At 70.3% G+C, this 24,147-nt stretch carries 19 protein-coding genes; 10 read left to right on the top strand and 9 right to left on the bottom strand.

The window, feature by feature from the left end; genetic code table 11:
• Window positions 1-80: 80 nt before the first annotated feature.
• A complete protein-coding gene (locus ACQEU1_RS01680) occupies window positions 81-650 on the bottom strand; it encodes a malectin domain-containing carbohydrate-binding protein (protein WP_433195419.1) in 570 nt (189 codons plus the stop codon).
• Between the two features lie 297 nt (window positions 651-947).
• On the opposite strand from ACQEU1_RS01680, the gene ACQEU1_RS01675 reads away from it, so the two are divergent.
• Both ACQEU1_RS01675 and ACQEU1_RS01670 read left to right on the top strand, forming a co-directional pair.
• Entirely contained in the window at window positions 948-1,850 is a 903-nt protein-coding gene (locus tag ACQEU1_RS01675) for a DUF1996 domain-containing protein (RefSeq protein ID WP_433195417.1), read from the top strand.
• A 32-nt stretch (window positions 1,851-1,882) separates the two neighbouring features.
• A complete protein-coding gene (locus ACQEU1_RS01670; RefSeq protein WP_433195415.1) occupies window positions 1,883-2,377 on the top strand; it encodes a DUF305 domain-containing protein in 495 nt (164 codons plus the stop codon).
• On the opposite strand, the gene ACQEU1_RS01665 is transcribed toward ACQEU1_RS01670, so the two are convergent.
• The 3 genes from ACQEU1_RS01665 to ACQEU1_RS01655 form a co-directional block, all read right to left on the bottom strand.
• Window positions 2,368-4,509 carry a galactose-binding domain-containing protein gene (locus ACQEU1_RS01665; RefSeq protein WP_433195413.1) on the bottom strand — a complete coding sequence of 714 codons (2,142 nt, stop codon included), beginning with the start codon at window positions 4,507-4,509 and terminating at the stop codon, window positions 2,368-2,370. The two genes, ACQEU1_RS01670 and ACQEU1_RS01665, sit on opposite strands and share 10 nt — an antisense overlap.
• 148 nt (window positions 4,510-4,657) lie before the next feature.
• Entirely contained in the window at window positions 4,658-5,671 is a 1,014-nt protein-coding gene (locus ACQEU1_RS01660; RefSeq protein ID WP_433195411.1) for a LacI family DNA-binding transcriptional regulator, read from the bottom strand.
• Window positions 5,672-5,709: 38 nt separating this feature from the next.
• Entirely contained in the window at window positions 5,710-8,802 is a 3,093-nt protein-coding gene (locus ACQEU1_RS01655; protein WP_433195409.1) for a PA14 domain-containing protein, read from the bottom strand.
• A gap of 445 nt (window positions 8,803-9,247) precedes the next feature.
• Between ACQEU1_RS01655 and ACQEU1_RS01650 the strand changes: the two genes are divergently transcribed.
• On the top strand, window positions 9,248-10,000 hold the full coding sequence (locus tag ACQEU1_RS01650; protein WP_433195407.1) for an ANTAR domain-containing response regulator: 753 nt from the start codon (window positions 9,248-9,250) through the stop codon (window positions 9,998-10,000).
• Here the strand turns inward: ACQEU1_RS01650 and ACQEU1_RS01645 are convergent.
• Entirely contained in the window at window positions 9,995-10,981 is a 987-nt protein-coding gene (locus ACQEU1_RS01645) for a hypothetical protein (protein ID WP_433195405.1), read from the bottom strand. The genes ACQEU1_RS01650 and ACQEU1_RS01645 overlap by 6 nt on opposite strands.
• A gap of 55 nt (window positions 10,982-11,036) precedes the next feature.
• Here ACQEU1_RS01645 and ACQEU1_RS01640 point away from each other — a divergent pair, with 55 nt between their 5' ends.
• The 3 genes from ACQEU1_RS01640 to ACQEU1_RS01630 are packed head-to-tail and all read left to right on the top strand — an operon-like array spanning window position 11,037 to window position 14,028.
• Window positions 11,037-11,507: a (2Fe-2S)-binding protein gene (locus ACQEU1_RS01640; RefSeq protein ID WP_433195403.1), complete on the top strand. Its 471-nt coding sequence runs from the start codon at window positions 11,037-11,039 to the stop codon at window positions 11,505-11,507.
• Window positions 11,504-13,531, top strand: a complete 2,028-nt coding sequence (locus ACQEU1_RS01635) for a molybdopterin cofactor-binding domain-containing protein (protein ID WP_433195401.1) — start codon at window positions 11,504-11,506, stop codon at window positions 13,529-13,531. The genes ACQEU1_RS01640 and ACQEU1_RS01635 overlap by 4 nt, the downstream gene beginning before the upstream one ends.
• A gap of 26 nt (window positions 13,532-13,557) precedes the next feature.
• Window positions 13,558-14,028, top strand: a complete 471-nt coding sequence (locus ACQEU1_RS01630) for a MarR family winged helix-turn-helix transcriptional regulator (protein WP_433195399.1) — start codon at window positions 13,558-13,560, stop codon at window positions 14,026-14,028.
• A gap of 426 nt (window positions 14,029-14,454) precedes the next feature.
• Here the strand turns inward: ACQEU1_RS01630 and ACQEU1_RS01625 are convergent, their stop codons facing one another.
• Window positions 14,455-15,486: a LacI family DNA-binding transcriptional regulator gene (locus ACQEU1_RS01625; protein ID WP_433195397.1), complete on the bottom strand. Its 1,032-nt coding sequence runs from the start codon at window positions 15,484-15,486 to the stop codon at window positions 14,455-14,457.
• A gap of 206 nt (window positions 15,487-15,692) precedes the next feature.
• Between ACQEU1_RS01625 and ACQEU1_RS01620 the strand changes: the two genes are divergently transcribed.
• From ACQEU1_RS01620 to ACQEU1_RS01605, 4 genes are read left to right on the top strand one after another with little or no spacing between them, the layout of a single operon-like run.
• Window positions 15,693-16,949 carry an ABC transporter substrate-binding protein gene (locus ACQEU1_RS01620; RefSeq protein WP_433195395.1) on the top strand — a complete coding sequence of 419 codons (1,257 nt, stop codon included), beginning with the start codon at window positions 15,693-15,695 and terminating at the stop codon, window positions 16,947-16,949.
• 18 nt (window positions 16,950-16,967) lie between these two features.
• Window positions 16,968-17,879, top strand: coding sequence for a carbohydrate ABC transporter permease (locus tag ACQEU1_RS01615; protein WP_433195393.1), 912 nt, complete (start codon window positions 16,968-16,970; stop codon window positions 17,877-17,879).
• A 4-nt stretch (window positions 17,880-17,883) separates the two neighbouring features.
• A complete protein-coding gene (locus ACQEU1_RS01610) occupies window positions 17,884-18,771 on the top strand; it encodes a carbohydrate ABC transporter permease (RefSeq protein WP_433195391.1) in 888 nt (295 codons plus the stop codon).
• Window positions 18,772-18,789: 18 nt separating this feature from the next.
• Window positions 18,790-20,136 (top strand): GH1 family beta-glucosidase, encoded by a 1,347-nt coding sequence (locus tag ACQEU1_RS01605; protein WP_433195389.1) that lies wholly within the window; start codon window positions 18,790-18,792, stop codon window positions 20,134-20,136.
• Here the strand turns inward: ACQEU1_RS01605 and ACQEU1_RS01600 are convergent.
• The 3 genes from ACQEU1_RS01600 to ACQEU1_RS01590 are packed head-to-tail and all read right to left on the bottom strand — an operon-like array spanning window position 20,108 to window position 24,064.
• A complete protein-coding gene (locus tag ACQEU1_RS01600) occupies window positions 20,108-21,484 on the bottom strand; it encodes an alpha/beta hydrolase (RefSeq protein WP_433195387.1) in 1,377 nt (458 codons plus the stop codon). The genes ACQEU1_RS01605 and ACQEU1_RS01600 overlap by 29 nt on opposite strands.
• 49 nt (window positions 21,485-21,533) lie before the next feature.
• A complete protein-coding gene (gene crtI / locus ACQEU1_RS01595) occupies window positions 21,534-22,994 on the bottom strand; it encodes a phytoene desaturase family protein (RefSeq protein WP_433195385.1) in 1,461 nt (486 codons plus the stop codon).
• Window positions 22,994-24,064, bottom strand: a complete 1,071-nt coding sequence (locus ACQEU1_RS01590; protein WP_433195383.1) for a polyprenyl synthetase family protein — start codon at window positions 24,062-24,064, stop codon at window positions 22,994-22,996. The genes crtI and ACQEU1_RS01590 overlap by 1 nt, the downstream gene beginning before the upstream one ends.
• Window positions 24,065-24,147: the final 83 nt, after the last annotated feature.

Below are 24,147 nucleotides of genomic sequence, written 5' to 3'. Positions count from 1 at the left end.
CCTATTCAACGAAAACCCGACCGAAAGTCGTGTTCGTTTGTGTTGGAGTGTTTGATGCGCCGTTTGTCTGCTCTCTTCGATCAGGTTCGAGGCACGAGCACAATCGCGTTCACCTGCGGCTGGTCGACCTTGCCGCGCACGAGGTCGACCCGCACCGCGCCGTTCTCGTCCGCCGTCACGGCGAGGTCCTTCTCCACGCCGAACGCCGTGAGCGGGGCGTCGGCACCGGCCGCGACCGCCGTGCCGATGATGTCGAAGTCGCTCAGCACGCGGGCGCCGTTCACGTCGACGTCGAAGACCCGCTGGCCGGGCCGGGTGAAGTACCAGTCGAGGAAGTAGAGCCTGAGCTCGTACGCGCCTCCGGCGGTGAGGCCGGTCAGCTCGTAGGCCGACTCCAGATGCCTTGCCGTGTACCAGATCTCGTTGGGGATCGGGTTGGTCACGGTGCGACTGAAGGAGGTGTGCGCCCGCTTGCCGGCCGGCTTCACATCGGTGAGCCCGCCGATCCCGTTGTCGGGCAGGAAGGTCGCGTCACCCACGCCTCCCACGTCCACCTGGACCGGTCCGCCGGCCAGCACCGCGGGCGCGGCGCCGAGGAGCAGGGCGACCGACGCCGCGCCCGCCGTGACGAACCTGACGAATCCACGCATGTACGGCTCTCCTGGGGTGAAGGGATGGTCGGCGGCGGTAGGTGCCGAGCTCGTGCAGCGGGTGACCGATGCGGTTCCGCGCCGGGAGGCGTGCAGAGGGAGCGGACACGAGCCATCGCGGCTCCTGTCACCAGCGGGGAAAGTGAGGAGAGCGCTCTCACAACCCTGCCGAGAAACGTTACGACCAGACGTCCGCCGTGTCAAAAGACCGGTCTTGACACCTCACGCGGCCGGGCGGGACGCTGTTTGGGAGAGCGCTCTCCAAGCCGGTTTCCCCACGTCGGCAGGAGGACAGTGGTGTCCCGAAAACTCAGCGCGTTGACGATGACGGCTGCCCTGGTGGCAGCGGTGGTGGTGACCCAGTCGGCGAAGGCCGACGACCTGGTCACGCACCACGAGTTCCAGGCGAACTGCTCGGTCACGACCCATCTCCCGGACGACCCGATCGTCTTCCCGGGACTGCCGGGCGCCTCGCACATGCACACGTTCCTCGGCAACCCCTCCACCAACGCCCGCAGCACCAACGACTCGTTGAAGGGAGCTCAGACCAACTGCCGGACGCCGGACGACAAGTCCGCGTACTGGTTCCCGTCGGTCTACAACGGCGACCAGATCGTGCCGCCGAACTTCCCGCAGGTCATCTACTACAAGTCCGGCATCCTGCGGTACCAGGACGTGGTGCCGTTCCCGCCGGGCATCCGGTTCGTGGTCGGCAGCCCCACGGCGACGCAGGAGCAGTTCCGCACCGCGCCCGGCGCGGTCGAGGGCTGGGAGTGCGGCGACAGCTTCCACAACTGGGACATCCCGGCGTACTGCCCGCCCGGCACCCAGCTCAACGTCCGCTACCAGGCGCCGAGCTGCTGGAACGGCCGTGATCTCGACTCGGCGAACCACCAGTCGCACATGGCCTATCCGGACCGCGCGACGCTGGTCTGCCCGCCGTCGCACCCGGTGGCGGTGCCGATGATCGAGTTCAAGATGGCGTTCCCGGTCTCCGGGGACATGTCACGGGTGAGACTGGCCAGTGGACGCGGCTACACCTGGCACTACGACTTCATGAACGCCTGGGACGCGCCGACCCAGGCGGCGCTGGTCCGGCACTGCATCAACGGCGGGCTGCAGTGCGACCCGCGCGGGTTCGACCTGTACAAGCCGAATCGAGGAGCGGCCCTCGGACCGGACTACCGGTTGCCGCGGTGAGGTTCCTCGCCTCATGCACCCCAGGGCGGCGCGTGCCCTGGGGTGTTTCCGCGTTGTTGCTGCTCGCGGGGTGTGCCGCCGCGCCCGCTCCCCCGCCGTCACCCGCCGAGGTCTCGCCGTTCAACGCCACCGACACGGCGTGGGTCCAGCTGATGATCCCGATGAACGAACAGCTGCTGCCCGCGCTCGACGTCGCACCCGCGTCCCTGGCCCAGTTCGCGGCCGACCTCAAGGCGTCGCACGCCCAGGAACTGGTCCACTTGCGACAGTTGCGGGACCGGGCCGGGCTGCCGGACACCAACGTGCACGCCGGCCACCAGATGCCGGGCCTGGTCTCGGAGGCCGACCTGCTGGTCATCCGCACGGATCCCTCGGCTCTGCCGAAGAAGCTGCGCGAACACCTGGAGCAGACGGCGAAGCTCGCCCGCAGCGAGCTGGAGAACGGGACGGACGCCGCGACCAAGGAGTTCGCGGCGTCCGTCGAGTCGTCACGCAGGGATCAGCTCGGCAGGCTCGGTCAGGGGTAGTTCACGACGTACCGGACCTGGTTCGCCAGATCCGCCTGACCGCCCGTGCCGTTGATGACGTTGGCGATCGTGCCCACGCCACCGAGCGACACCGCCACGAGGTGCGTGAACCGGACTCCCGAACGGTTCGGCGCCTCGAAGGCGTTGTCGGTGACCACGCTCGGGTTCGCCTGGTTGAAGCAGTACACGCCGACACCGAACGCCTGGTGCGTCGTCACGTTGTCCGCGACCTTGTACCCGGCCCAGCCGCGCTTCGAGCCGTTCATCCAGGCGGCCTGGTTCGGCGGGTCGTACGGCAGCTCGTTCTGGTAGAGGTAGACGCGGCCGCCGTTGCCGTTCCAGATCAGGTTGTGCTGCTGGTAGTGCTCGACGAACAGGCCGTACGCGATCACGTCGTCGCCGTTGACGATCACGCCGTTCTGGCCGGGGTTCGCCGTCCAGCTGACGCCCTCGCCGTGGTCGGCGCGCCACACCCAGGTGTGGTCGATGATCGTGTTGCGGCTGTTCACCCGCATGCTGACGGTGGCCTTGCCGGCCTGCGACCCGCCGACGCGCAGGTACACGTCGTGCAGCGAGGTCGGGTTGGCCGCGTGCGAGGTCGCGCTGGAGTCACCGATCTCCAGCAGCACCGGGGAGTTCTGCACACCCGCGTCGACGAGGAAGCCCGCGAGCCTGACACCGTCCACATCGGAGGTCGTCAGCGCGGCCCTGCCGGTGGTCGGCGTCAGCGTGGCGAGGCCGAGGCCGAGCACGACGGTGTTGGGGCGGGTGATGCGGATCGTGTCGTCGAGCTGGTGGATGCCCGGCGTGAGCAGGAGGTGCTTGCCCTGCTGCAACGCGAGGTTGATCGTCGCGGCCGGGGTGCCGGGCTTGACGATGAAGAAGTCCGCCAGCGAGACCGACGTGCCCGGGTTGCCGTTCTCCCAGCTCGTGCCACGCGAGTTCTGCCTCAGCGCGGGCAGGAAGACGCGGTACTCCCCACCGCTGGTGAAGTACAGATAGGGCTTCTCACGCGTCACCGGTGAGGTGTCGACGGTGGTGTGCGAGGGGTTCGGGAAGTTGTTCGGCGGCGCACCCTGCGTGCCCGCGAACACCATGTTCCAGACCGAGCCCGACCAGCCGCCGGCCAGGTTGCTGTTGCGGGTCAGGAACTGCTGCTGCGAACCGGAGACCGTCACGCCGTCGATCTTGCTGTCCACGATCAGACCGCCGCTGGCCCAGCCGTCGTAGCCGTTCCACAGGTGCGCCTGGCCGCGCAGGTGCATCCGCCGGTACGCGGTGGCCTGCGAGACCGCCCAGCGCTCGATCTGGTTGGGCGGCAGCGTGACCGAGAGGTTCTCGGTGCCGCGCCAGAAGTTCTGCGTCGCGTTGCCCAGGTTGTTCGGGTCGTTGCCTTGCTGGAGCCAGTCGGCCTCGACCCTGATGTGGCCGTTGATGTTCACGTCGTCCGGCATGAGGCCGAGCCCGACGATCTGCGTGTAGAACCGCAGGTTCACGTCGGCGTTGTAGCTGCCCGGCTTGAACAGCACCGCGTGCCGCTGCGGGCCGAACTGGTTCGTCTTCATCTGCGCGGAGATCGCGTCGAGCCGCGACTGCATCTCCGACTGCGACGAACCGGGCCCGTAGACGTACACGTTCGGGCCGAAGTCGGGGTTGCGCGGATCGGTCGGCGTCACCCCCGGAGTGTCCGGCACGGTGGCGAAGACGCCCAGCTCCCACAACGAGTAGCCGTAGCCGGTACCGCGCTGGGTGCCGAGCACGCGCAGGTAGCGGCCGGACCCGTTCACGTCGACCGACTGCGTGCCACCGGTGCCGGTCGTCGTCGAGTACACGTCACGCCACGAGTTCGCGGCCGCGGTGTCCGACACCTGGACCTGGAACGCCTTGCCGTACGCGCCTTCCCAGGCCAGGGAGACGCGGCAGACCTGTTGCGTGGAGCCGAGGTCCACCTGCAGCCACTGCGGGTCGGAGAACTGCGACGACCAGCGCGTTCCGGCGTTGCCGTCGACGGCGGCCGGCGCGAGGGTGCCGCCGTTCTCCGTCGAGGACGCGGTGGCGGTCTTGTTGAGAGCGACGTTGGAGGTGCCACAGGCGGCGGCACCCGCCTGCGATGTCACGCTGACTGTGGTCACCAAACACAGGGCGGCGGCGGCGAACGCGGCGGCCCTGGACAGGGTTGAGCCCATGATCCTGCCTGACGGGGGAAGGGCGGAAAGCCTTGGACAGGGGCGTGAGAGCGCTCTCCCAAGGGACGTTAACGCCGGGTGTCAGGCAGGTCAATCAGGCAGAGGCCCTCACGACGAGTTCCGGTTCGAAGATGACGGATTTCGGCCTTTGTCCCGGTTTTTCCAGATCTCCGAGCAGCAGTTCGGCCATCTGCGCCGCCATCCGCTCGACCGGTTGCCGGATCGTCGTGAGCTGCGGCCGGCAGTTCAGCGCGGGCGCGCTGTCGTCGAACCCGACCACGGCGACGTCCTCCGGGACGCGCAGCCCGTGCTCCAGCAGCACGTCCACGGCCGCCTGCGCCATCAGGTCGTTCGCGGCGAACACCGCGTCGAGGTCCGGGCTCTCCTTGAGCAGCTGGTGCATCGCGGCCGCCCCGCTCTCGGCGGTGAACCCGCCCTCGACCGTCGGGACGTACGGGAAACCGTGCCGGGCCATGGCGTCGCGGAACCCGGCGTGCCGGTCCTGGCTCGCCAGCACGTCCATCGGCCCGGAGATCGTGGCGATGTTGTAGCGGCCGGACGTCACCAGGTGGTCGGCGGCGAGCCTGCCGCCCGCGCGGTGGTCCATGTCGACGTAGCTGATCGGCATCGGGCTGCCGGGCCGCGCGTAGAGCACCGCGGGAACGCCGGCCTCGACCAGGCGGCCGGGCAGCGGTTCGGCGGCGTGCGTGGTGACGAGCAACGCCCCGTCGGCGCTGCCCTGGCGGAGGAACTCGACGACCTCGGTGCGCGCCTTGTCGGTGTCCGCGAGCATCAGCACCGGGTGCACGCTGTGGCCGCGCAGGAAGTCGACGACCCCGGCCGTGACGCGGCCGAAGAACGGGTCGGTGAACACGTCCGATCCCCCGCCCGCGCCGGAGATCACCAGCGCGACCGTGCCGGTGCGGCGGGTGACGAGAGACCGGGCCACGCGGTTCGGCGTGTACCCGGTCTGCTCGATCGCGTGGCGCACCGTCTCCTGGATGTCGGGATCGACGTTCCGCGTGCCGTTCACGACACGGGAGACCGTCGCGCGCGACACTCCCGCGACGCGCGCGACGTCCTCCAGCGTGGGCGCAACCTTGCTCATGCCACGGTTGTACCACGCCGGAGAGCGTTCTCCCGAGATCAGGAGGTGACGCGCACGTCCTTGATCGCTCCCCTCCAGAAGTCGACGTTCTGGCCGTTGTACTTGGCGCGTCCGACGGTGAACGCCCCGGTGCTCAGCGTGGCCGGTCCGGCGGCCGCCGTGGCGACCAGCGCGCCGTCGACGTAGAGCTTGATCTCGTTGCCCTTGCGCTCACCCTTGAGCTGGTACCAGCGCCCGAGCTCCGGCACGACCTCGTACCGGGCGCGGTTGCCGCCGGGGGTGCTGAACGCGAACGCGCCCTGCCCGTACTGCAGGTAGAACGGGTTCTCCGCCTGCCGGCCGTCCTGGCTCACCGCGCTCGCGTAGTTGCCGGGCAGCTCGTCGAGCCGCACCGTCGCCGACACCGTGTAGTCCTTGGTGGTGTCGACCACCGGGCCGAACGTGTCCGCGGAGCCGTTGCGGAGCTCCAGCGCACCGTCCTTCCAGGTGGCGCCGGTCGGGGTGAGGCTCAGCGGGTTCTTGCCGGACGAGTCCTTGGCCGTGGTGCCCTTGGTCTCGTTCAGCTTCCACTCGCCGCTGCCCGCGTACGGGTACGGCTTGCCCGCGTTCGCCCCGGCCTCGATCACGCGCCGGTTGATCTCGCGGACCGGCCCCGGATCGACCTTGAGGCGCTTGCGGTCGTAGGTCCACAGGCCGTTGAGCTCGCCTTCCAGGTCGGTGACCTGGGTGTAGACCGACGCCGACAGCTCCTCGCGGGCCTGGCCGAGGTAGAACGTGCGGGTGTTGTCGACGTACTTCGCCGTCAGCGCCGCCTTGTCCGCCACGCCGCTGTAGATCGCGATCGGCGGCACCGGCCACTGGTGACCCGGCGTGCGCAGGGTGAACCCGCCGTGCTCGCCGTCCATCACGACGCGCTTGCCGTCCGGGCGCGCCGGGTCGGTGTTGTTGTAGTCGTGGTGGTCGATGACGTCGCCCTTGCCGCTGTCACCCTTGGAGGCGCAGCAGTTCACGCCGCTGTGCGCGCTGACGATCCGGCTCGGGTCGAGCGCCTTGACCTCGTCGGTGATCTGCCCGGTGACGGTCTTGTCCCACTCGCCCCAGCCCTCGTTGAACACGATCCAGGCGTAGATGGACGGGTAGTTCTGGAGCTGGTGCATCAGCTCCTTGCCCTCCTTGACGAACCGCTCCTGCGAGAGCGGGTTGTTGCCGTCCTCGAGGGCCACGAAGTCCTGCCACACCAGCAGTCCGAGCCGGTCCGCGTGGTAGTACCAGCGGGCGGGTTCGGCCTTGATGTGCTTGCGGACCGAGTTGAAGCCGAGGTCCTTCTGCGCCTGCAGGTCGAAGATCAACGCTTCGTCGCTCGGCGCGGTGTTCAGGCCGTCCGGGTAGAAGCCCTGGTCGAGCTGCATCAGGTTGAAGATCGGCTGGCCGTTGAGGGTGAGCTTGGGCGTGCCGCCGACGTTCGCGATGCCGGTGGAGCGCATGCCGAAGTAGCTCTTGACCTTGTCCTTGCCGAGCGTGATGTCGAGCTTGTAGAGGTACGGGTCGTCCGGCGTCCACAGGTGCGCGTTCGGCACCGGCAGCGTGAGGTCCGAGTTCGCCGGGCCGGTGACCGTGCCGACCTGCTTGCCCTTGGCGTCGCGGGCCGTCGCGGTGACGGTGGCGGAGCCGGCCGACTTCACGTTGACCTTGAGCGTGCTCGCGGCGAGGTCAGGGGTCGTCTTGATCTCGTCGATGCCCTTGTCCGCCACCGGTTCCATCCACACCGTCTGCCAGATGCCCGACGACGGCGTGTAGAAGATGCCGCTGGGGTTGGGCGACTGCTTGCCCTTGGGCTGGTTCGGGCCGGTGGTGTCGGTGACGCCGACCACGATCTCCTGCTCACCGCGCTTGACCACGTCGGTGATGTCCGCGCTGAACGCCGTGTAACCGCCGGTGTGCTCGGCGACCAGCTTGCCGTTCACCCAGACCTTGGCCTCGTAGTCGACGGCGCCGAAGTTGAGCTTGAGCCGCTGGCCGGAGCCGATCTTCCAGTCGTGCGGGACGGTCACCGTGCGGCGGTAGAACATGTGGTCCTCGTGCCGTTCGAGCCCGGAGAGCTGGGACTCGATCGGGTACGGGACGACGACCTTTTCGCGCAGCTTCTTGCCGAACTGCGGCTGCTCGCCGGCCTTGGCCGCGGCGAACTCCCACGGGCCGTTGAGGTTGAGCCACTTGTCGCGCTCGAGCTGCGGCCGCGGGTACTCCGGCAGCGGGTTGCGCGGGTCGACCTTCTCGCCCCACGGCGTCCTGAGCCGCTCGGTGGAGACGTTGCCGGTCGTGCGGGCGGTCTTCTCGACCTTCTGCCCGTCGACCGCGAGCGCGCCCGCGCCGTCGTAGTACATCCGGACCCGCTGGCCCTTCAGCACCCGCTCGGACAGCCGGATGGTCGCCCTGGTCCGGCTCGTCGTGATGACCGAGATCGGGAACGGGGTGGCGTCGACCTCGACGCGCAGGTGGTCCTTGAGGTCGGACGCGCCGGTGACCCGGCCGCCGAAGTCGGCGGTGAGGGTGCGGCCGTCCTTCGAGACCTCCGCCGTGCGCGGCACGACCTTGAAGTCCGACGGCGGCGTGAACGCGGACGTCGGGACGATCTGCTTGGGCGTGGCCGGGCTCGACCAGCGCAGGAACATGTTGGCGCCGCCGACGTCCTGGAACATCTCCAGCTTGAAGTCGTACTGACGCCCCGCGGTCAGCGTGACCGGCGCGCTGGTCTGCTCACGGTCCCAGTCGCCGACCCAGTGGTCGATCACCGGCTGCCCGTCGACCAGCAACCGGAACCCGTTGTCGCCGATGGCGTAGAAGGTGTAGTCGCCGGTCTGCGGCACGGCGATCTGCCCGGTCCAGCGGGCGGTCGTGTGCTCGGTGCGGCCGTTGAGGAACCCGAACACACCGGTCAGGTCACCGTGGTTGATGTCGGAGTCGAGGACGGTCCCACCGAGGGTCGCGAAGTCGCGCGCTCCCGGTGCCGACATGCTGAAGTACTCGCCCTTCAGGCCGTGCACGGGCTCAGCAGCACCCGCGGACGGCACTCCGGGCGCTATGCCCAGCGCCAGCAACAGCGCGACGAGGACGGGGCCGGCTTTCTTCATCAGTGAAGATCCCCTTCGTTTTACAACGTTGTAAGAGCGCTCCCCTACATCCACGCACAGGCCCTGGAGGGCGGGCTACGGCCGAACGGAGGTATCGGCCATGTCAAACCGGACAAGTTTCCGGGACGACCGGGACGCGGGCCGTCGCCGATGGTGTCCGAACTGGACTGTCCCCCGTTCGCGGAACGTCAGTGTGAACAGCCCGCCGCCGGGGTACTGACAGAACGCCGAACACGCGCGTGTTCGCACCGGAGGACCCGCCTTCTGGCCGGTCCGGCCGCGCCGGCGACGGGATGTTGAGACATCGCAGCTCCCCGCCGCCGGCGCGGTTCCTCCGTCTCTCCCCGTACGATGCGCTGCACGAGCGTCAAGCAGCCGGCGCCGTGGACTCCAGGGAGAGAGATAGGGGCGCCGCGGAATGGCCGACTACGTGCAGACTGGTCCGGTGAGACAGCAGGGCGACGAGCGCCCGGACCCGTTGGACCGCCTGGACGAGGCCACCGAGGCGCTGGCGGAGCTGCACGACGCCTTCACCGGCGAGGAGTCCCTCGACGACGCGTTGCAGCGGGTGGCCGAGACCGCCGCCAGGGCCCTGCCGGACGCCGACGCCGTGACCGTGTCCGTCGTCACCGACACCCGGCCGCACACCGCCGCCGCCACCGACCGGGACCTGGTCGAGCTGGACCAGCAGCAGTACGACTCCGGCCGCGGGCCCTGCCTGGAGTCGGCCCACGCGCTCAAGCCGATCCGGGCCGTGATCGGTGAGCACCGCGAGTCGTGGCCCGAGTTCGAGACCGCCGCCGAGAAGGCCGGCGTCCGCGCGTACCTGTCGGTGCCCGTCATCATCCCCGCCTCGGACAACGCCGAGGAACGGCACATCGGCACGCTCAACCTCTACAGCTACACCGCGACGGCGTTCGACCCGTTCGACGAGGGTCTGATGCGCCTGTTCACCACCGCCGCGTCGGCCACGATCACGAGCGCCCAGCGCTGGCGCCACTCCCAGAACCAGGTGAGCCACCTCGAACGCGCCCTGGCGTCGCGGGCCGTGATCGAACAGGCGAAGGGCGTGCTGATGGCGGTGCACAGCTGCACCGCCGACGAGGCGTTCTCGATGCTGGTCGAGCAGTCGCAGCGGGCGAACACCAAGCTCCGCGAGGTCGCCGCGACGCTGCTGGAGTCGGCCACCCGGTCATGACCGCACGAGCGCGGCCAGCCTGACCCCCGCCCAGATCAGCACGGCGAGCACGCCCACCAGCAGGTACTCGATCAACGGGATGCGCACGACCTCGTCCAGCCGGTCGAGCCCGCGCCACGAGTACACGGCCAGCGCGGCGACGACGAACGCGCCGCCGATCCACCACCGGGTGACCGCGCTCAGCCCGACGCCGTGCATCTGGGTGAGCACGAAGATCGCCACGAAGCCGAAGAAGAACATCGGCCACATGCCGTCCGGTCCGGAGTTCATCACCGCGACCAGCGTGCCGTGGACGGCGACGAGGAGTTCGAGGGTCATCGTCCACCAGCGGTTCGTGTGGGATGTCGTGAACATCAGACTGCTCTGCACCAGCAGCAGGAACATGTAGAAGAACCCGATGAGGTGGCCGCTCGTGGACTCCATCGGGTGGTACCAGAACGTGTAGATCGCGGCCCAGCTGAACAGGTAGCCGTGGTAGCGCCGGGCGAACGCCACGACCTGCGCGGAGATCGGCGCCGACCAGGTCAGGACCAGGCCGCGGCGCTTGTTCTCCATCAGCAGCACGACGACGAGCAGCAGCACCACGGAGCCCTGCGAGCTGAAGATCGACACGTCCTGCGCGAGGCCGTCGTAGAAGACCTGGGTCTGCAGGGCGTGCAGCCCGATGAACGCAACGTTCGCCGCCAGCGCGACGACGTTCATCCGGTGCAGCCCGGTGGTGTACTGCCGGACTCTCGTCTGGGCGTAGTAGATCAGGCCCCAGGACACCAGCTGGTGGGCCGCGTAGCCCATCCAGGCGGACGCCCTGGTCCAGAAGGTCGGATCGGGCAGCTTCCAGTAGTACCAGGAGGCTCCCTGGTCGGGCAGCAGCGCGACGCCGTGCAGCCGTTGCCCGAGCAGCCACACCAGACCGGTGAGCACCGCGCTGCCCACCACCGCCCACACCAGGAGCCCGCGGCCGCGCCGCACATCGTTCAGCATGCTGAGCATTATGCATGCTACGTTCAGCGCACTGAGCAAATCTGGAGGCAGTGCGGTGGCCCGATATCTGTTGCGCGTCAACGGTGAACGGCACGAGGTCGACGTCGAGGCGGACACTCCCCTGCTCTGGGTGCTGCGCGACGAGCTGGGGCTCACGGGGGCCAAGTACGGGTGCGGGGTCGGCCTGTGCGGGGCGTGCACGTCCCATGTGGACGGTCAGGCGGCCAGGCCCTGCGTGCGGACGGCCGCGGACAGCGCGCGGTCGCGGATCACCACGATCGAGGGCCTCTCGCGGGACGGCGACCACCCCGTGCAACGGGCGTGGCGCGAGCTGGACGTGGCCCAGTGCGGGTACTGCCAGCCGGGGCAGATGATGGCCGCGGCCGCGTTGCTGGCCCGCGATCCCGACCCCGACGACACGGCGATCGAGGAGGCGTTGCGCGACAACGTGTGCCGCTGCGGCACCTATCCCCGCATCCGCGCCGCCGTGCGCAGGGCCGCCAGGATGATGCGGGAGGAGCGGTGATCAGCAGGAGGACGTTGCTGCGCGGCGCCGGAGTCGGCGCGCTGACGGTGGCGGTGCCGGTGCCCGCGTTCGCCGCCGAGGGGTTCGTGCCGAACGTCTTCGTGCGGCTGGACGACGCGGGCCGGATCACCGCGACGGTGCCGCGGCCGGACAGCGGCCAGGGCATCCGGACCGTCGTCGCGCTGATGGTCGCGGAGGAGCTGGCGGTCGAGGCAGCCGACGTCGCGCTGGAGCAGGCGCTCGGAGACCCGGCGAAGTACGGCTCGCAGGCGGTGTCGAACTCGACGTCGGTGCGGCAGCTCGGCACGCCGATCCGCACGGCCGCCGCGACCGCGCGCTGCCTGCTGGTGGCCGCCGCCGCGCGGCGCTGGACCGTGCCGGTCAGCGAGTGCACCGCGAAGAACGGCGCCGTGTGCCACCCGCGCCGGGGCAGGCTGCCGTACCGGGCGCTGGTGCGCGGGGCGGCCGCGCTCGACCCGGCCACCGTGCCGGTGACGCTCACGCCGCAGGACCAGTGGCGCCTGCTGGGCAAGACCCGCGGCGGCCGCGTGGATGCCCACACCATCTCGACGGGCCGGGTGAAGTACGGCATCGACTCCCGCCCGCCCGGCGGCCTGGTGGCCGTGGTCGCGCGCCCGCCGTGGATCGGTGCCGTCCCGGACACGATCGACGACACCGCCGCCCGCGCCCTCCCCGGCGTGGTGGACGTCGTCACGCTCGTCGCTCCGGCCGACGGGCAGGGTGGCGTTGCGGTCTTGGCTCGGTCGACCTGGCAGGCTTTGAAGGCACGGGACTCGTTGCGGATCACCTGGCGCGGCGGCACCCCCACGGCCGACAGCCGGGCGTGGCTGGCCGACCTGCACGCCGCCCTGCCCGCGCAGAGCCCGATCACCGGGCTCCAGCGGACGTTCGAGATGCCGTTGCTCGCGCACGCGCCGATGGAACCGATGAACGCGACCGCGCACGTCCGTTCAGATGGCGCCACCATCTGGGTGCCGACCCAGGACCCCGGCCGGATCCAGACCCTGGTGGCCACCCAGCTGGGGCTGCCGGCGGCGAGCGTCCGGGTCGAGGTGACCGCGTCCGGCGGCGCGTTCGGGCGGCGCATCGAGACCGACCAGGTCCAGGAGGCTGTGGCCTGCTCCCGCCGGGCAGGTGTGCCGGTCCAGGTGCTCTGGACCAGGGCGGACGACATGCGCAACGACTCGTACCGGCCGATGTCCGTGCACCGGCTGACCGCGGAGCTCGGCCCGGATGGCATGCCCATCCGGCGTGCGCACGAGGTCGTCACCTGGCCGTTGACCGTCCTGCCGATCTTCAACAACCCCGCGCTGATCAAGGCGAGCGGCGACCACTTCCCGTACGCCGTGCCCGGCGAGGTCACCGTCGCCGTCCGCCCGGCGCCGCTGCGCACCGGCTTCTGGCGTTCCGTCTACTCCGGACAGTTCGCCTACGCCGAGGAGAACTTCCTCAGCGAGATCGGCCGGCGCGGAGGCTTCGACCAGGTCGCGCTGCGCCGCACCCTGCTGCCCGCCGGGTCACGGCTGCAGAAGGTCCTCGCCGTCGCCGCCGACCGGGCCCGCTGGTCCAGGCCTCCCGCGCCGGGCACGCACAGGGGTGTCGCGTGCCTGGAGGAGTACGGGTCCGCGATCGCGGTGATCGCCGTCGCCGAGCCGGCGAACCGCAGGGTCCTGCGGGTGCACGCGGCGGTCGACGTGGGCGTGGCGCTGCACCCGTCCGGCGTCCGCGCGCAGGTCGAGGGCTGCGTGTCCGACGCACTGTCCACAGTGCTCGGTGCCCAGATCACCGTCCGCGACGGGCACGTCGTGCAGTCGTCGTTCGGCGACTTCACGTGGGCGCGGATCACCCAGAGCCCGGACATCGACGTCGTGATCGTGCCGTCGGACGCCCCGCTCGGCGGCCTGGGCGAGCTCGCCTATCCCCCGGCGGCCTCGGCGATCGCGGCGGCCCTGTCCGGCGACACGCCCGTGACCGGCATGCCGATCGGGACCGGCGTGGGCTGACCGGGCGGCTCTGCGATGATGGGTCCGTGGCCGAGGGAGACGAACTGGCGGTGCAGGACCGCCCGGACCAGGTGGGCGCGGACGTCGCCTCCTGGCCCACGGGCAGGCTCCTGTCGGTCGCGGCCCGCGTCGTGGAGAAGCGCTTCGAGGACTTCCTGGCGAGCCGCGGCCTCACCCACGCCGGGATGATCACGCTGCACCACCTCGCCGACGGCCCGCGCTCGCAGCGCGAGCTCGCGGTGCTGTGCCGGGTCACCGACCAGACCATGAGCCGCACGATCGAGCACCTCGACCGCGCGGGCCACGTCGCGCGCAGCCAGGACACCACCGACCGCAGGCGAACGTCGGTGAAGATCACCCCGGCCGGCCGCAAGGCGCTGGCCGCGGCCCGGCGGGAGGAACGCGAGTCCGACACGCTGCTCGGCGCCGTGGACGACTACGAGCACTTCCGGCGGCAGCTGATCGCACTCATCGCGGCGGCCTCCACACAGGACTGAGCTGGCCTTCGGGCCGCGCGAAGGCCGCCGCACCGCCACGGGTTCGCTGCAGGTCGCGGCGTGCACACCGGCGGCGACGCGGGCAGAAGGCCGGCCGCACTGCCCACGAATTCAGGACAGGTCACCGCGCCCGCACCAGCGGCGAGACCGAAGGCCGACCGCACTGCCCACCGATTCGGCGCAGGTCACCGCGTCCGCACGGCGGCGAGCTCGAAGGCGAGCCGCACTGCCCGCAGATTCGAGGCGGTCGCGGCGTGCACACCGGCGGCGGCGCGAGCAGACAGCCGGCCGCACTGCCACGGATTCGACGCAGCTCACCGCGCCCGCACCAGCGACGAGACCGAAGGCCGACCGCACTGCCCACCAGTTCGCGGCAGGTCACCGCGCCCGCCACCACCCGCGTTCCCGCCTTCCCGGGCCGTACGACTAGCCGCCGCACGAGTCCCGGACCACCAGCCTGGTCGGCAGCACCACCGGGTCCGCCCGCTCCCCCTCGGTGATCATCGCCATGATCGCCTTCGCGGCCGCCACGCCGAACCCCGGCTTGTCCTGCGCCACCGTCGTCAGCGCGGGATCGACCACGGCGGCGATCTCGATGTCGTCGAACCCGACCAGCGCCAGGTCGTCCGGCACGCGCAGGCCCGCGGCCCTGGCGGCGAGCAACGCGCCCACCGCCATCTCGTCGCTGGCCGCGAACACCGCCGTGGGCGGTTCCTCCAAGGCCAGCAGCCGGTGCATGGCGGCGGTTCCGCTCGCCCGGTAGAAGTCGCCGGCCACCACGTAGTCGTCCCGCGCGGCGATGCCCGCGTCGAGCAACCCCGTGCGGTAGCCGGAGACGCGGGCTTCCGACGGCTGGTTGCCGCGCGGCCCGGTGATCGTCGCGATCCGGGTGTGGCCGAGTCCCGCGAGGTGCCGGACGGCCTCCTGCGCGCCGCCGACGTTGTCCGACGTGACGTAGGTGGCGCGCGGTCCGTCCACGGCCACGTCCAGTGCCACGCAGGGAACTCCGGACTGCGCGAACGCCTCGAACGCGTCCGCGTCCGACCCGCTGTCGATCAGCACCAGGCCGCCGAGGTGGTGGCGGCGGGTCATGTTCACGTACCCGACCGGGTCTGCCAGCGACGCGCCGACCTCGCGCGCGTCGCCGCTCGTGGCGAGCATCAGCAGGTGGTAGCCGTGCGCGGACAGCGCGGATTTGAGGCCTATCAACAGGTCCTGGAGGTACGGGTGCCGCCAGTCCGGTCTGCGGTGGTCGGTGTCCCACACCAGCCCGATCATCGTGGACTGCCTCGTCGACAACGCCCGTGCCGACTCGTTGGGCCGGTAGTCCAGCTCGTCCGCGACCCGCAGCACCCGTGCACGCGTCTCCTCGTTCACCGTTTCCGGCTGGTTGAAGACGCGCGACACCGTCGCCACGGACACGCCGCAGAGCTGGGCGATCTCTCGCCCGGTCGCCATCCGGCCTCCCACTGCAATCGTAAGCGGTTACATAGACCGTACGAGCAGCAGTTCTCCTAGTCAAACGCCTGCGCGAGTTGATCTGTTTATCATCTCGTTACTTGACGGACGCCCGGAAACACCGCTGTCATAGGCGCCACACATCTTCCCCGGAGAACCACCTCTCCTCTCTTCAGCGCGCCCAGAAACCAACGGAGGCCTGGAAAATGCGCCCCAAAGCACTCGCACTCGGCTGTGTCGCGCTGGCGACGGCCGTGGTGCTCGCCGGTTGCGGAAGCGACACCGCGTCCGGCGGCAAGACGAAGCTGACCATCGGGTTGTTCGGCAACTTCGGGTACGCCGAGCTGCTCAAGGAGTACGCGGCGGCGCACCCCGACGTGGAGATCAGCGACCGGACGGCCTCCTACTCCGACCACCACAAGAACCTCGCCGCGCACCTCGCCACCAGCAGCGGCGCCGCCGACATCGAGGCCGTCGACACCGGGTACATCAACCAGTTCAAGGCCACCCCGGACAAGTTCGTGGACCTCAACACCAAGGGCGGTGACCAGCTCAAGGACCGCTGGCTGCCGTGGAAGTGGGAGGGCTCGCTCAGCAAGGACGGCAAGCAGATCGGCTACGGCACGGACGTCGGCGGCCTCGCCATCTGCTACCGCCGCGACCTGTTGCAGAACGCCGGCCTGCCCGCCGACCGCGACCAGGTCGCCGCGCTCTGGCCGACCTGGCAGGACTTCATGAACGCGGGCAAGAAGTTCCAGGAGAAGGCGCCCGAGGGCGTGAAGTGGTTCGACGGAGGCCCGACCGTCCTCAACGCGATCGTCGGCCAGGCGGGCGTCGGCTACTACGACAAGTCCGACAAGATCGTCGTCGGTGACAACAAGGAGATCAAGGCGGGCTGGGACCTCGTGGTCGACGGCGTCAACGCCGGGCTGTCCTCGAAGCTGCTGTACTCCACGCCCGTCTGGAACACCGGGTTCAAGCAGGGCCAGTTCGCGACCGTGACGTGCCCCGCGTGGCAGATGGCGAAGATCAAGGACCAGGCCGGTCCGGAGGCCGCGGGCAAGTGGGACGTCACGTCGGTGCCCGGCGGTGGCGGCAACTGGGGCGGCTCGTACCTCACGGTGCCGAAGTCCGGCAAGAACGTCGACAAGGCCGTGGAGCTCGCGGCGTGGCTGACCGCGCCGGAGCAGCAGGCCAAGGTGTTCAAGAGCGCCGGGCTGCTGCCGTCGATCCCGAAGCTCTACGAGGACCCGTCCATCGTGGACTACAAGAACCCGTACTTCAACGACGCCCCGATCGGCAAGCTGTTCACCGACGCGGCGAAGAAGCTGAACCCGCAGTACCAGGGACCGAAGGCGGGCGACATCCAGACCGCGATCGGCAACGCCATGCAGCGCGTCGAGCAGGGCAAGCAGAACGGCGAGGACTCGTGGCGCCAGTTCGTCGGCGACGTCCAGAAGTGACGCGCTGACATGGTCTTGATGGACAAGACGGCCAGAAGGCACCGGTGGGACACGAAGTTCGCGCCGTACGGGTACGTGGCGCCGTACTTCCTGATCTTCGGTGTCTTCGGGCTGTTCCCCCTGCTCTACACGATCTGGGTCTCGTTGCAGGAGCGCAACCTGCTCGACGAGGCCGCGGCGAAGCTGGTCTGGTTCGACAACTACGCGAAGCTGATGGCGGACCCGTACTTCTGGAACGCCATGGGCAACACGCTCAGCCTGTGGCTGCTCACCACGGTCCCGCAGATCCTGTTCGCGTTGTTCATCGCGCAGCTGCTGAACCGGAAGGTCCGCACCCGCACGCTGTTCCGGATGGGCGTGATCCTGCCGAACATCACCTCGGTGGCGGCGGTGACGATCATCTTCGCGCAGCTGTTCGGCCGCGACTTCGGCCTGGTCAACTGGGCGTTGGGCCTGTTCGGCGCCGGGCAGATCGACTGGCAGGCGGGCACCGCGTCGTCGCACATCGCCATCGCGGTGATGGTGGTGTGGCGCTGGACGGGCTACCACGCGTTGATCTTCCTGGCGTCGATGCAGGCGATCTCGCCGTCGCTGTACGAGGCGGCCACCCTGGACGGCGCGAGCGGCCGGCAGCAGTTCTGGCGCATCACGGTTCCGCTGCTGCGGCCGCAGATCATCTTCACGACGATCATCGCGACCACCGGCAACATGCGCCTGCTCGCCGAGCCGTTGCTGTTCAACCCCGGCGCGGCGGCCGCGACGGGCGGCTCCGACCGGCAGTTCCAGACCGCGGCGCTCTACCTCTACGAGCAGGGCTTCACGAAGTACGACTTCGGCTACAGCTCGTCCATCGCGGTCGTGCTGGCCGTCGCCACGGTGATCGTCGCCGGGATCGGCTACCTGGTGACCAAACGGATCCGGACGGAGTGACCCGATGACCGCAGTGCTGCAACGCCCGGCGCCGGCGCGGCCCACCGGCCCCGCCACGAGGGCGCGCAGGCTCGCCAGGCGCGTGGCGGGGCCGTGGACGTACGCCGCCCTGATCGCCGTGCTCGCCGGGTCGGCCTTCCCCGTGTACTGGTCGTTCGTGGTGTCCTCGCAGACACCGGACGCGATCGACAGCGTGCCGCCCGTGCTCGTGCCGGGCGGGCACCTCTTCGCGAACATCGCCCGCGTGTTCGACACCACCGACTTCGGGCTGGCACTGCTCAACTCGATCGTGGTGTCGGGCACGGTGACGATCTCGGTCGTGCTGTTCTCGACGCTCGCCGGGTTCGCGTTCGCCAAGCTGAAGTTCCGCGGCCGCAACGTGTTGCTGCTGCTGATCATCGGCACGCAGGCGATCCCAACCGAGCTCGGCATCATCCCGCTCTACATGATGATGGCCGAGTTCGGCTGGGCCGGCGAGATCCACGCGGTGATCGTGCCGGGGCTCGTGACCGCGTTCGGCGTGTTCTTCATGCGGCAGTACTTCGAGCGGGCGATCCCGGACGAGCTGCTCGAGGCGGGCAGGATGGACGGCTGCCACTCGTTGCGGCTGTTCTGGCACGTCGCGCTGCCCGCGGCACGCCCGGCGGCCGCGGTGCTCGGGCTGTTCACGTTCATGCAGGCCTGGAACGACTTCTTCTGGCCGCTCGTGGTCCTCACGCCGGAGAACCCGACCGTGCAGACCGCTCTGTCCACTTTGGCCAGCGGCTACACCACCGACTACACGCTGGTGCTGACCGCCGCGACGATCGGCACGGTGCCCGTGCTGGCCGTGTTCCTGTTGTTCGGCCGCCAGATCGTCGGCGGCATCATGTCGGGCGCCGTCAAGGGCTGACCTCACTTGGAGACTGTTGTGAGCAATCCGGCTTTCCGCTGGGGCGTGGCGACCTCGGCTTTCCAGATCGAAGGGGCGGCACGGGAGGACGGCCGCGGTCCGTCCATCTGGGACACCTTCGCGCTCGTGCCGGGTGCCGTGGCGAACGGCGACACCGGGGACGTGGCGGCCGACCACTACCACCGCTGGGCCGAGGACGTGCGGTTGCTCGTCGACCTGGGCGTGGACGCGTACCGGTTCTCGGTGTCGTGGTCGCGGATCCAGCCCGAGGGCAGGGGTCACGTCGAGCAGCGCGGCCTCGACTTCTACCGGCGGCTCGTGGACACGTTGCTGGACAACGGGATCGAGCCGTTCCTCACGCTGTACCACTGGGACCTGCCGCAGGCGCTGGAGGACGAGGGCGGCTGGCGCAACCGGGACACCGCGGACTGGTTCGCCGACTACGCCATCATCGTGCACGACGAGCTCGGTGACGTCGTCCGCAAGTGGACCACGTTGAACGAGCCGTACTGCTCGGCGGTCGTCGGGTACGGCGAGGGCCGGCACGCGCCCGGCGCGAGGGAGGGCCACGGCTCGCTGGCGGCCGCTCACCACCTGCTGCTCGGCCACGGCCTGGCGGTGCGGGCGATGCGCGCGAACGGTGAGCCCGGCGAGTTCGGGATCGTGCTGAACCAGTCCCCCGTCGTGCCGGTCACCGACTCCCCCGCCGACGTGGCCGCCGCGACCCGGCAGGACGTCCTGCTGCGGCGGCAGTTCACCGATCCGCTGTTCGGCGGGGCGTACCCGGAGGAGATGCCGTCGATGTTCGGCGACATCAGCGACTTCTCGTTCCGGCACGACGGCGACCTGGAGGTGATCGGTCAGCCGCTGGACTACGTCGGCCTCAACTACTACTACCGGCTGCACGTCGCCGACGCCCCGCACCGCGAGCCCGACCCGGCCAAGCGCACGGCCCACGACATCGGCGTCGACACGACCCGGCTGCCGGACGTCCGGCGCACCGGCATGGGCTGGCCCGTCGAACCCGAGGGCATGACGTTCGCGCTGGGTGACCTGGCGAGGCGGCACCCCGCCCTGCCGCCGGTCTACGTCACCGAGAACGGCTGCGTCTACCCCGACAACGCCGACTTCGAGGACACCGACCGCATCGCCTACCTGGGCGACCACATCGCGGCCGCGCAGGCGGCGGGCGTCGACCTGCGCGGCTACTTCTGCTGGTCACTGCTCGACAACTTCGAGTGGGCGCACGGCTACAAGCACCGGTTCGGCCTGGTGCACGTCGACTACGAGACGCTGCGGCGCACTCCGCGGGCCAGCTACCACTGGTACCGGGCGTTCATCGCGAAGGCACGGCAGGGCAGCTGACGGCCGGGGTCGTGAGGTCCAGCAGGTAGTCGTCGACGTTGGACCTGGTGCAGGCGCTGCGCGGGTAGGCGATGTGGCCCCAGCCCTCGTAGGTGAGCAACGCCGTGTTGCGCGGCGCCTGCTTCCTGATGCTGACCGCCCACGCGTGCGGGGTGGTCGGGTCGTACCTCGCGTTGATCACCATGATCCGCGGCGCGTCCCGGATGTCGAGCCGGTGCGGCGGGTTGGCGGGCTTTCCGGTGACGCCGACGCACGCGGTGGCCTCGTCGTGGCCGAGGAAGCTGCCCCGCATGATCGGCGCCCGGCGCAGCTCGTCGGTCCGCATCCGCTCGTACTCGCGGAAGTTCTTCAGCCGCAACGAGAAGTCCTGGCACACGCTGACGAGCCGCACCGACTCGTAGTTGGGTTCGAAGGCGAGGCTCCGGAACGCCGGCGTGCCGGTGACGAGGTCGGCGGCGTAGGGCCAGTCCGGCCCGCGCAACGCGAAGTACATGCTGTCCAGCAGGCTCTGCCGCCCACCGGGCTGGGCGTCGGCGCGGACCAGTGCCGCCTCCCACGCCGCCCGCACGTCCTGGCCGTGCAACGAACACTCGGTGCTGCCCGCGCACCACTTCTCGAACTCGCGGAACGCGTCGTCCGACGCCGCCGCCCGATCCCCCACGAACCGCGGCAGATCCACGCTGTGGTCGACCACGCTGTCCAGCACCATCGCCCGCAGGTTGCGCCCGAAGCGTTCGGCGTAGGCCTGCCCGAACGTCGTGCCGTACGACAGCCCGAAGTAGCTGATCTTCCGCTCGCCCAGCGCCCTGCGCGCCGCGTCCAGGTCCTGGGCGACCGTCGCGCCGTCGGCGTGGTCGAAGATCGGGCCGCTGCGGTCGCGGCACTTCCTCAGCACGTCCTGGTTGTGCCGCAGCAACGCGGTGAACCCGGCCTCGTCCGCGGGGTGGATCGACGGCCCGCCGAGGACGAGGTCGTTGCAGCGGATGGGCAGACTGCCACCGGTGCCGCGCTGGTCGACGCCCACGATGTCGAACCGCGCCCGCACCTCGGCGCTGAACAGGCCCGACAACGCGAACTCCGCCGCCGACCCACCGGGCCCGCCGGGGTCGACGACGAGCACGCCGATCCGCCGAGCCGGGTCCGTGGCCCTGTGCCGCGCGATCGCGAGGTCGATCTTCGGGCCGCGAGGCTTCGCCCAGTCCAGCGGCACGCTCAACGCCGCGCACTCGCCGTCCGGGTTGTCCGGACAGGGCGTCCACGCAAGCGACGGCGCCTCAGCGTGCGCCACTCCTCCGGAGAACATCAGCACCGCGACAGACACCGCCAACGCCCGTTTCACCGACCGCACAACGCCCCCTCAGGCCTCGTCGTGCGCCCACCCTAGTGAGAAAGCGCTCTCACCGGCGGAGCCGTTCGGCGGCAAGCCTTCCCGAGATCAGCACGGGCGGAATCCCGACCCCCGGCGTGGTCCCGCTGCCCGCCAGCACCACGTTGCCGTCGCGGAACGGCAGGTTGCTCGGCCGGAACGGACCGGTCTGCGCGAACGTGTGGGCGGCGGAGAACGGTGTACCGGCTGCCTGGCCGTCCCTCGCCCAGTCGTCCGGCGTCACGACCGCGAGCGGTTCGGCGTCCACGAGGAGCTTGCGCGCCACCATCTCGCCGACCAGCTCCTCGGCGTACCGGGACGCCAGGGCGTCCCAGCGCAGCGGTGCCGCGTCGAGGTTCGGGCACGGCGCCAGCAGGTACTGCAGGTGCCTGCCGTCAGGGGCGAGCGCGGGATCGGTCAGCGTCGGGGTGGTGAGCAGCAACGACGGGTCGCTCATCAGCCTGCCCCGCCTGACGATCTCGTCGAACGTGCCGTTCCAGCTGTCGCCGAACGAGATCGTGTGGTGCGCGAGGTCGTCCGCCACCGCGCGGGCGCTGAGGTGCACAACGACCGCGGACGGCGACCACCTCAGCGGGCGGATCCGGCGCGGCCTGCCTCGGAGCAACCGGCTGCTCTGCGCTGGTCCGGTCGCCAGCACCACCGCGTCGCAGGGGTGGCGGTCGCCCGCCAGCACCGCGCTCACCCGCGCGCCGGTCCGTTCCAGCTCGGTGACCTCCACGCCGTACTCGAACCGCACCCCGGCGCCGGCCGCGGCGTCGGCCAGCGCCTGGGGCACCGCCCGCATCCCGCCGCGCGGGAACCACACGCCCGCGATGGTGTCCATGTAGGCGATCACGGCGTACGCGGCCAACGCGTCCTTCGGCGCCACCCCGGCGTACAGGGCCTGGAAGGTGAAGACGCGCCGCAGCCGTTCGTCGTGCAGGAAACGGCCGACCGCCTTGTCCAGCGACCCGAACCCGCCGAGCCGGGTGAGCCGCAGCAGGTCGGGACCGGCCAGGTCGAGCGGCGAGTCGAAGCTCGCGCCGATGAACCTGTCGCGCTCCACCTCGTACAGCTTCGTGAGCCACGCCCGCAGGTCGCGGTACCCCTGCGCCTCGCGGTCCCCGGCGAAGTCGCGGACCGCCTGCTCCATCCGGTCCGCGTCGGTGTGCACGTCCAGCGCCGTGCCGTCGGCGAACGCCGCGCGGTAGGCGGGGTGCAGCGGCAGCAGGTCCAGGTGGTCCGCGAGCTTCGACCCCACCGCCGCGAACGCGTCGTCCAGCAGTTCCGGCATGGTGAGCACGGTCGGACCGGTGTCGATCCGGTGCCCGTCCACGTCGAGCCTGCCCGCGAGCCCGCCGGGGTGCGGATGCCGTTCGAGGACCGTCACCTCGTGCCCCGCGCCGCGCAGGTGCAGCGCGGCCGAGAGCCCGGAGAGGCCGGCGCCGACGACCACCACGTGGTCCGTGCGGCCCTTCACCACGTTCACCATCAGGTGGTCCGCGCCACGGCACGACCGGCGAGGCGGACCAGCGCGTGACGTGCCTCGGCGTCGACGGCCGCGCGGTCCAGCGCCGCGAGCCCCGAGTCCGCCAGCCGTGCGATGTGCTGCTCCACCACGTCCACGGCCCCGAGTTCGACGAGCAACGCGCACACGTCGTTGATCATCCGCGTGCTCTTGTCCCCGCTCTCCAGGCAACGCCGGAGCAACCGCTGCGCCGCCGGTTTTCCTTGCGCGCGCGAGAGTGCGATCGACATCAACGGCGTCCGCTTGCCCTCCCGCAGGTCCTCCCCCACCGGTTTGCCGGTGACCGACGGGTCGCCGAACACCCCGATCAGGTCGTCCCGCAGCTGGAACGCGACCCCGATGTCGTGCCCGTACGCGCGCAGGCACGCCACGACGTCGTCAGGAGCGCCCGCCAACGCCGCGCCGAGGTGCAGCGGCCGTTCCACCGTGTACGCGGCGGTCTTCAGCGCGGCCACCCGGACGGCGTGCTCCAGCGACTCCTCCCGCCGGGCGACCGCCAGCAGGTCGAGGTGCTGACCCAGGATCATCTCGGTCCGCATCGCCTGCCACGGCTCCCACGCGCGCCGCAGCGCGTCGGCGGGCAGACCGGCCGTGACCAGCGCGTCGTCCGCCCACGCCAGTGCGAGGTCGCCGACCAGGATCGCCGCGGAGTCGCCGTACTGGCGCGCGCTGCCGGCACACCGCTCGCGCAGGTGCCGGGCCGCGAAGGTCTCGTGCACGGACGGCTTGCCCCGCCGGGTCGCCGAGCGGTCCATCACGTCGTCGTGCACGAGCGCGCAGCACTGCAACAGCTCCAGTGCCACGAGCGCGCGCACCACGTCGTCCGCGTGCGTCGAGCCACCGGCCGCCCGCCAGCCCCACCACGCGAACGTCGGGCGAATTCTCTTGCCCCCGGCCATGATCAGCCCGGTCAGTTCCGCGGCCAGCTCGGGCGCGAGGTCCTCCCGGGCGCGCAGGAAGTCGTGCAGTGCCCCGTCGAGCTGGACGCGGAAGTCGTCCACCTGCGACGGGCAAGCGCTGGTCAGCAGCGACATCGGCGGTCCCTTGAGGAGTCGGGGTTCGGCACTTCCGAGCTAAGCAGCGCACCGGCGGGTCTGCATGATGAGCGCCGCCGTTG

Source organism: Lentzea sp. CA-135723 (assembly GCF_050936595.1).
Taxonomy (GTDB): Bacteria; Actinomycetota; Actinomycetes; order Mycobacteriales; family Pseudonocardiaceae; genus Lentzea.
Note: the sequence above shows the minus strand (reverse complement) of the source record. Positions and strands in the feature narration are given on the sequence as shown.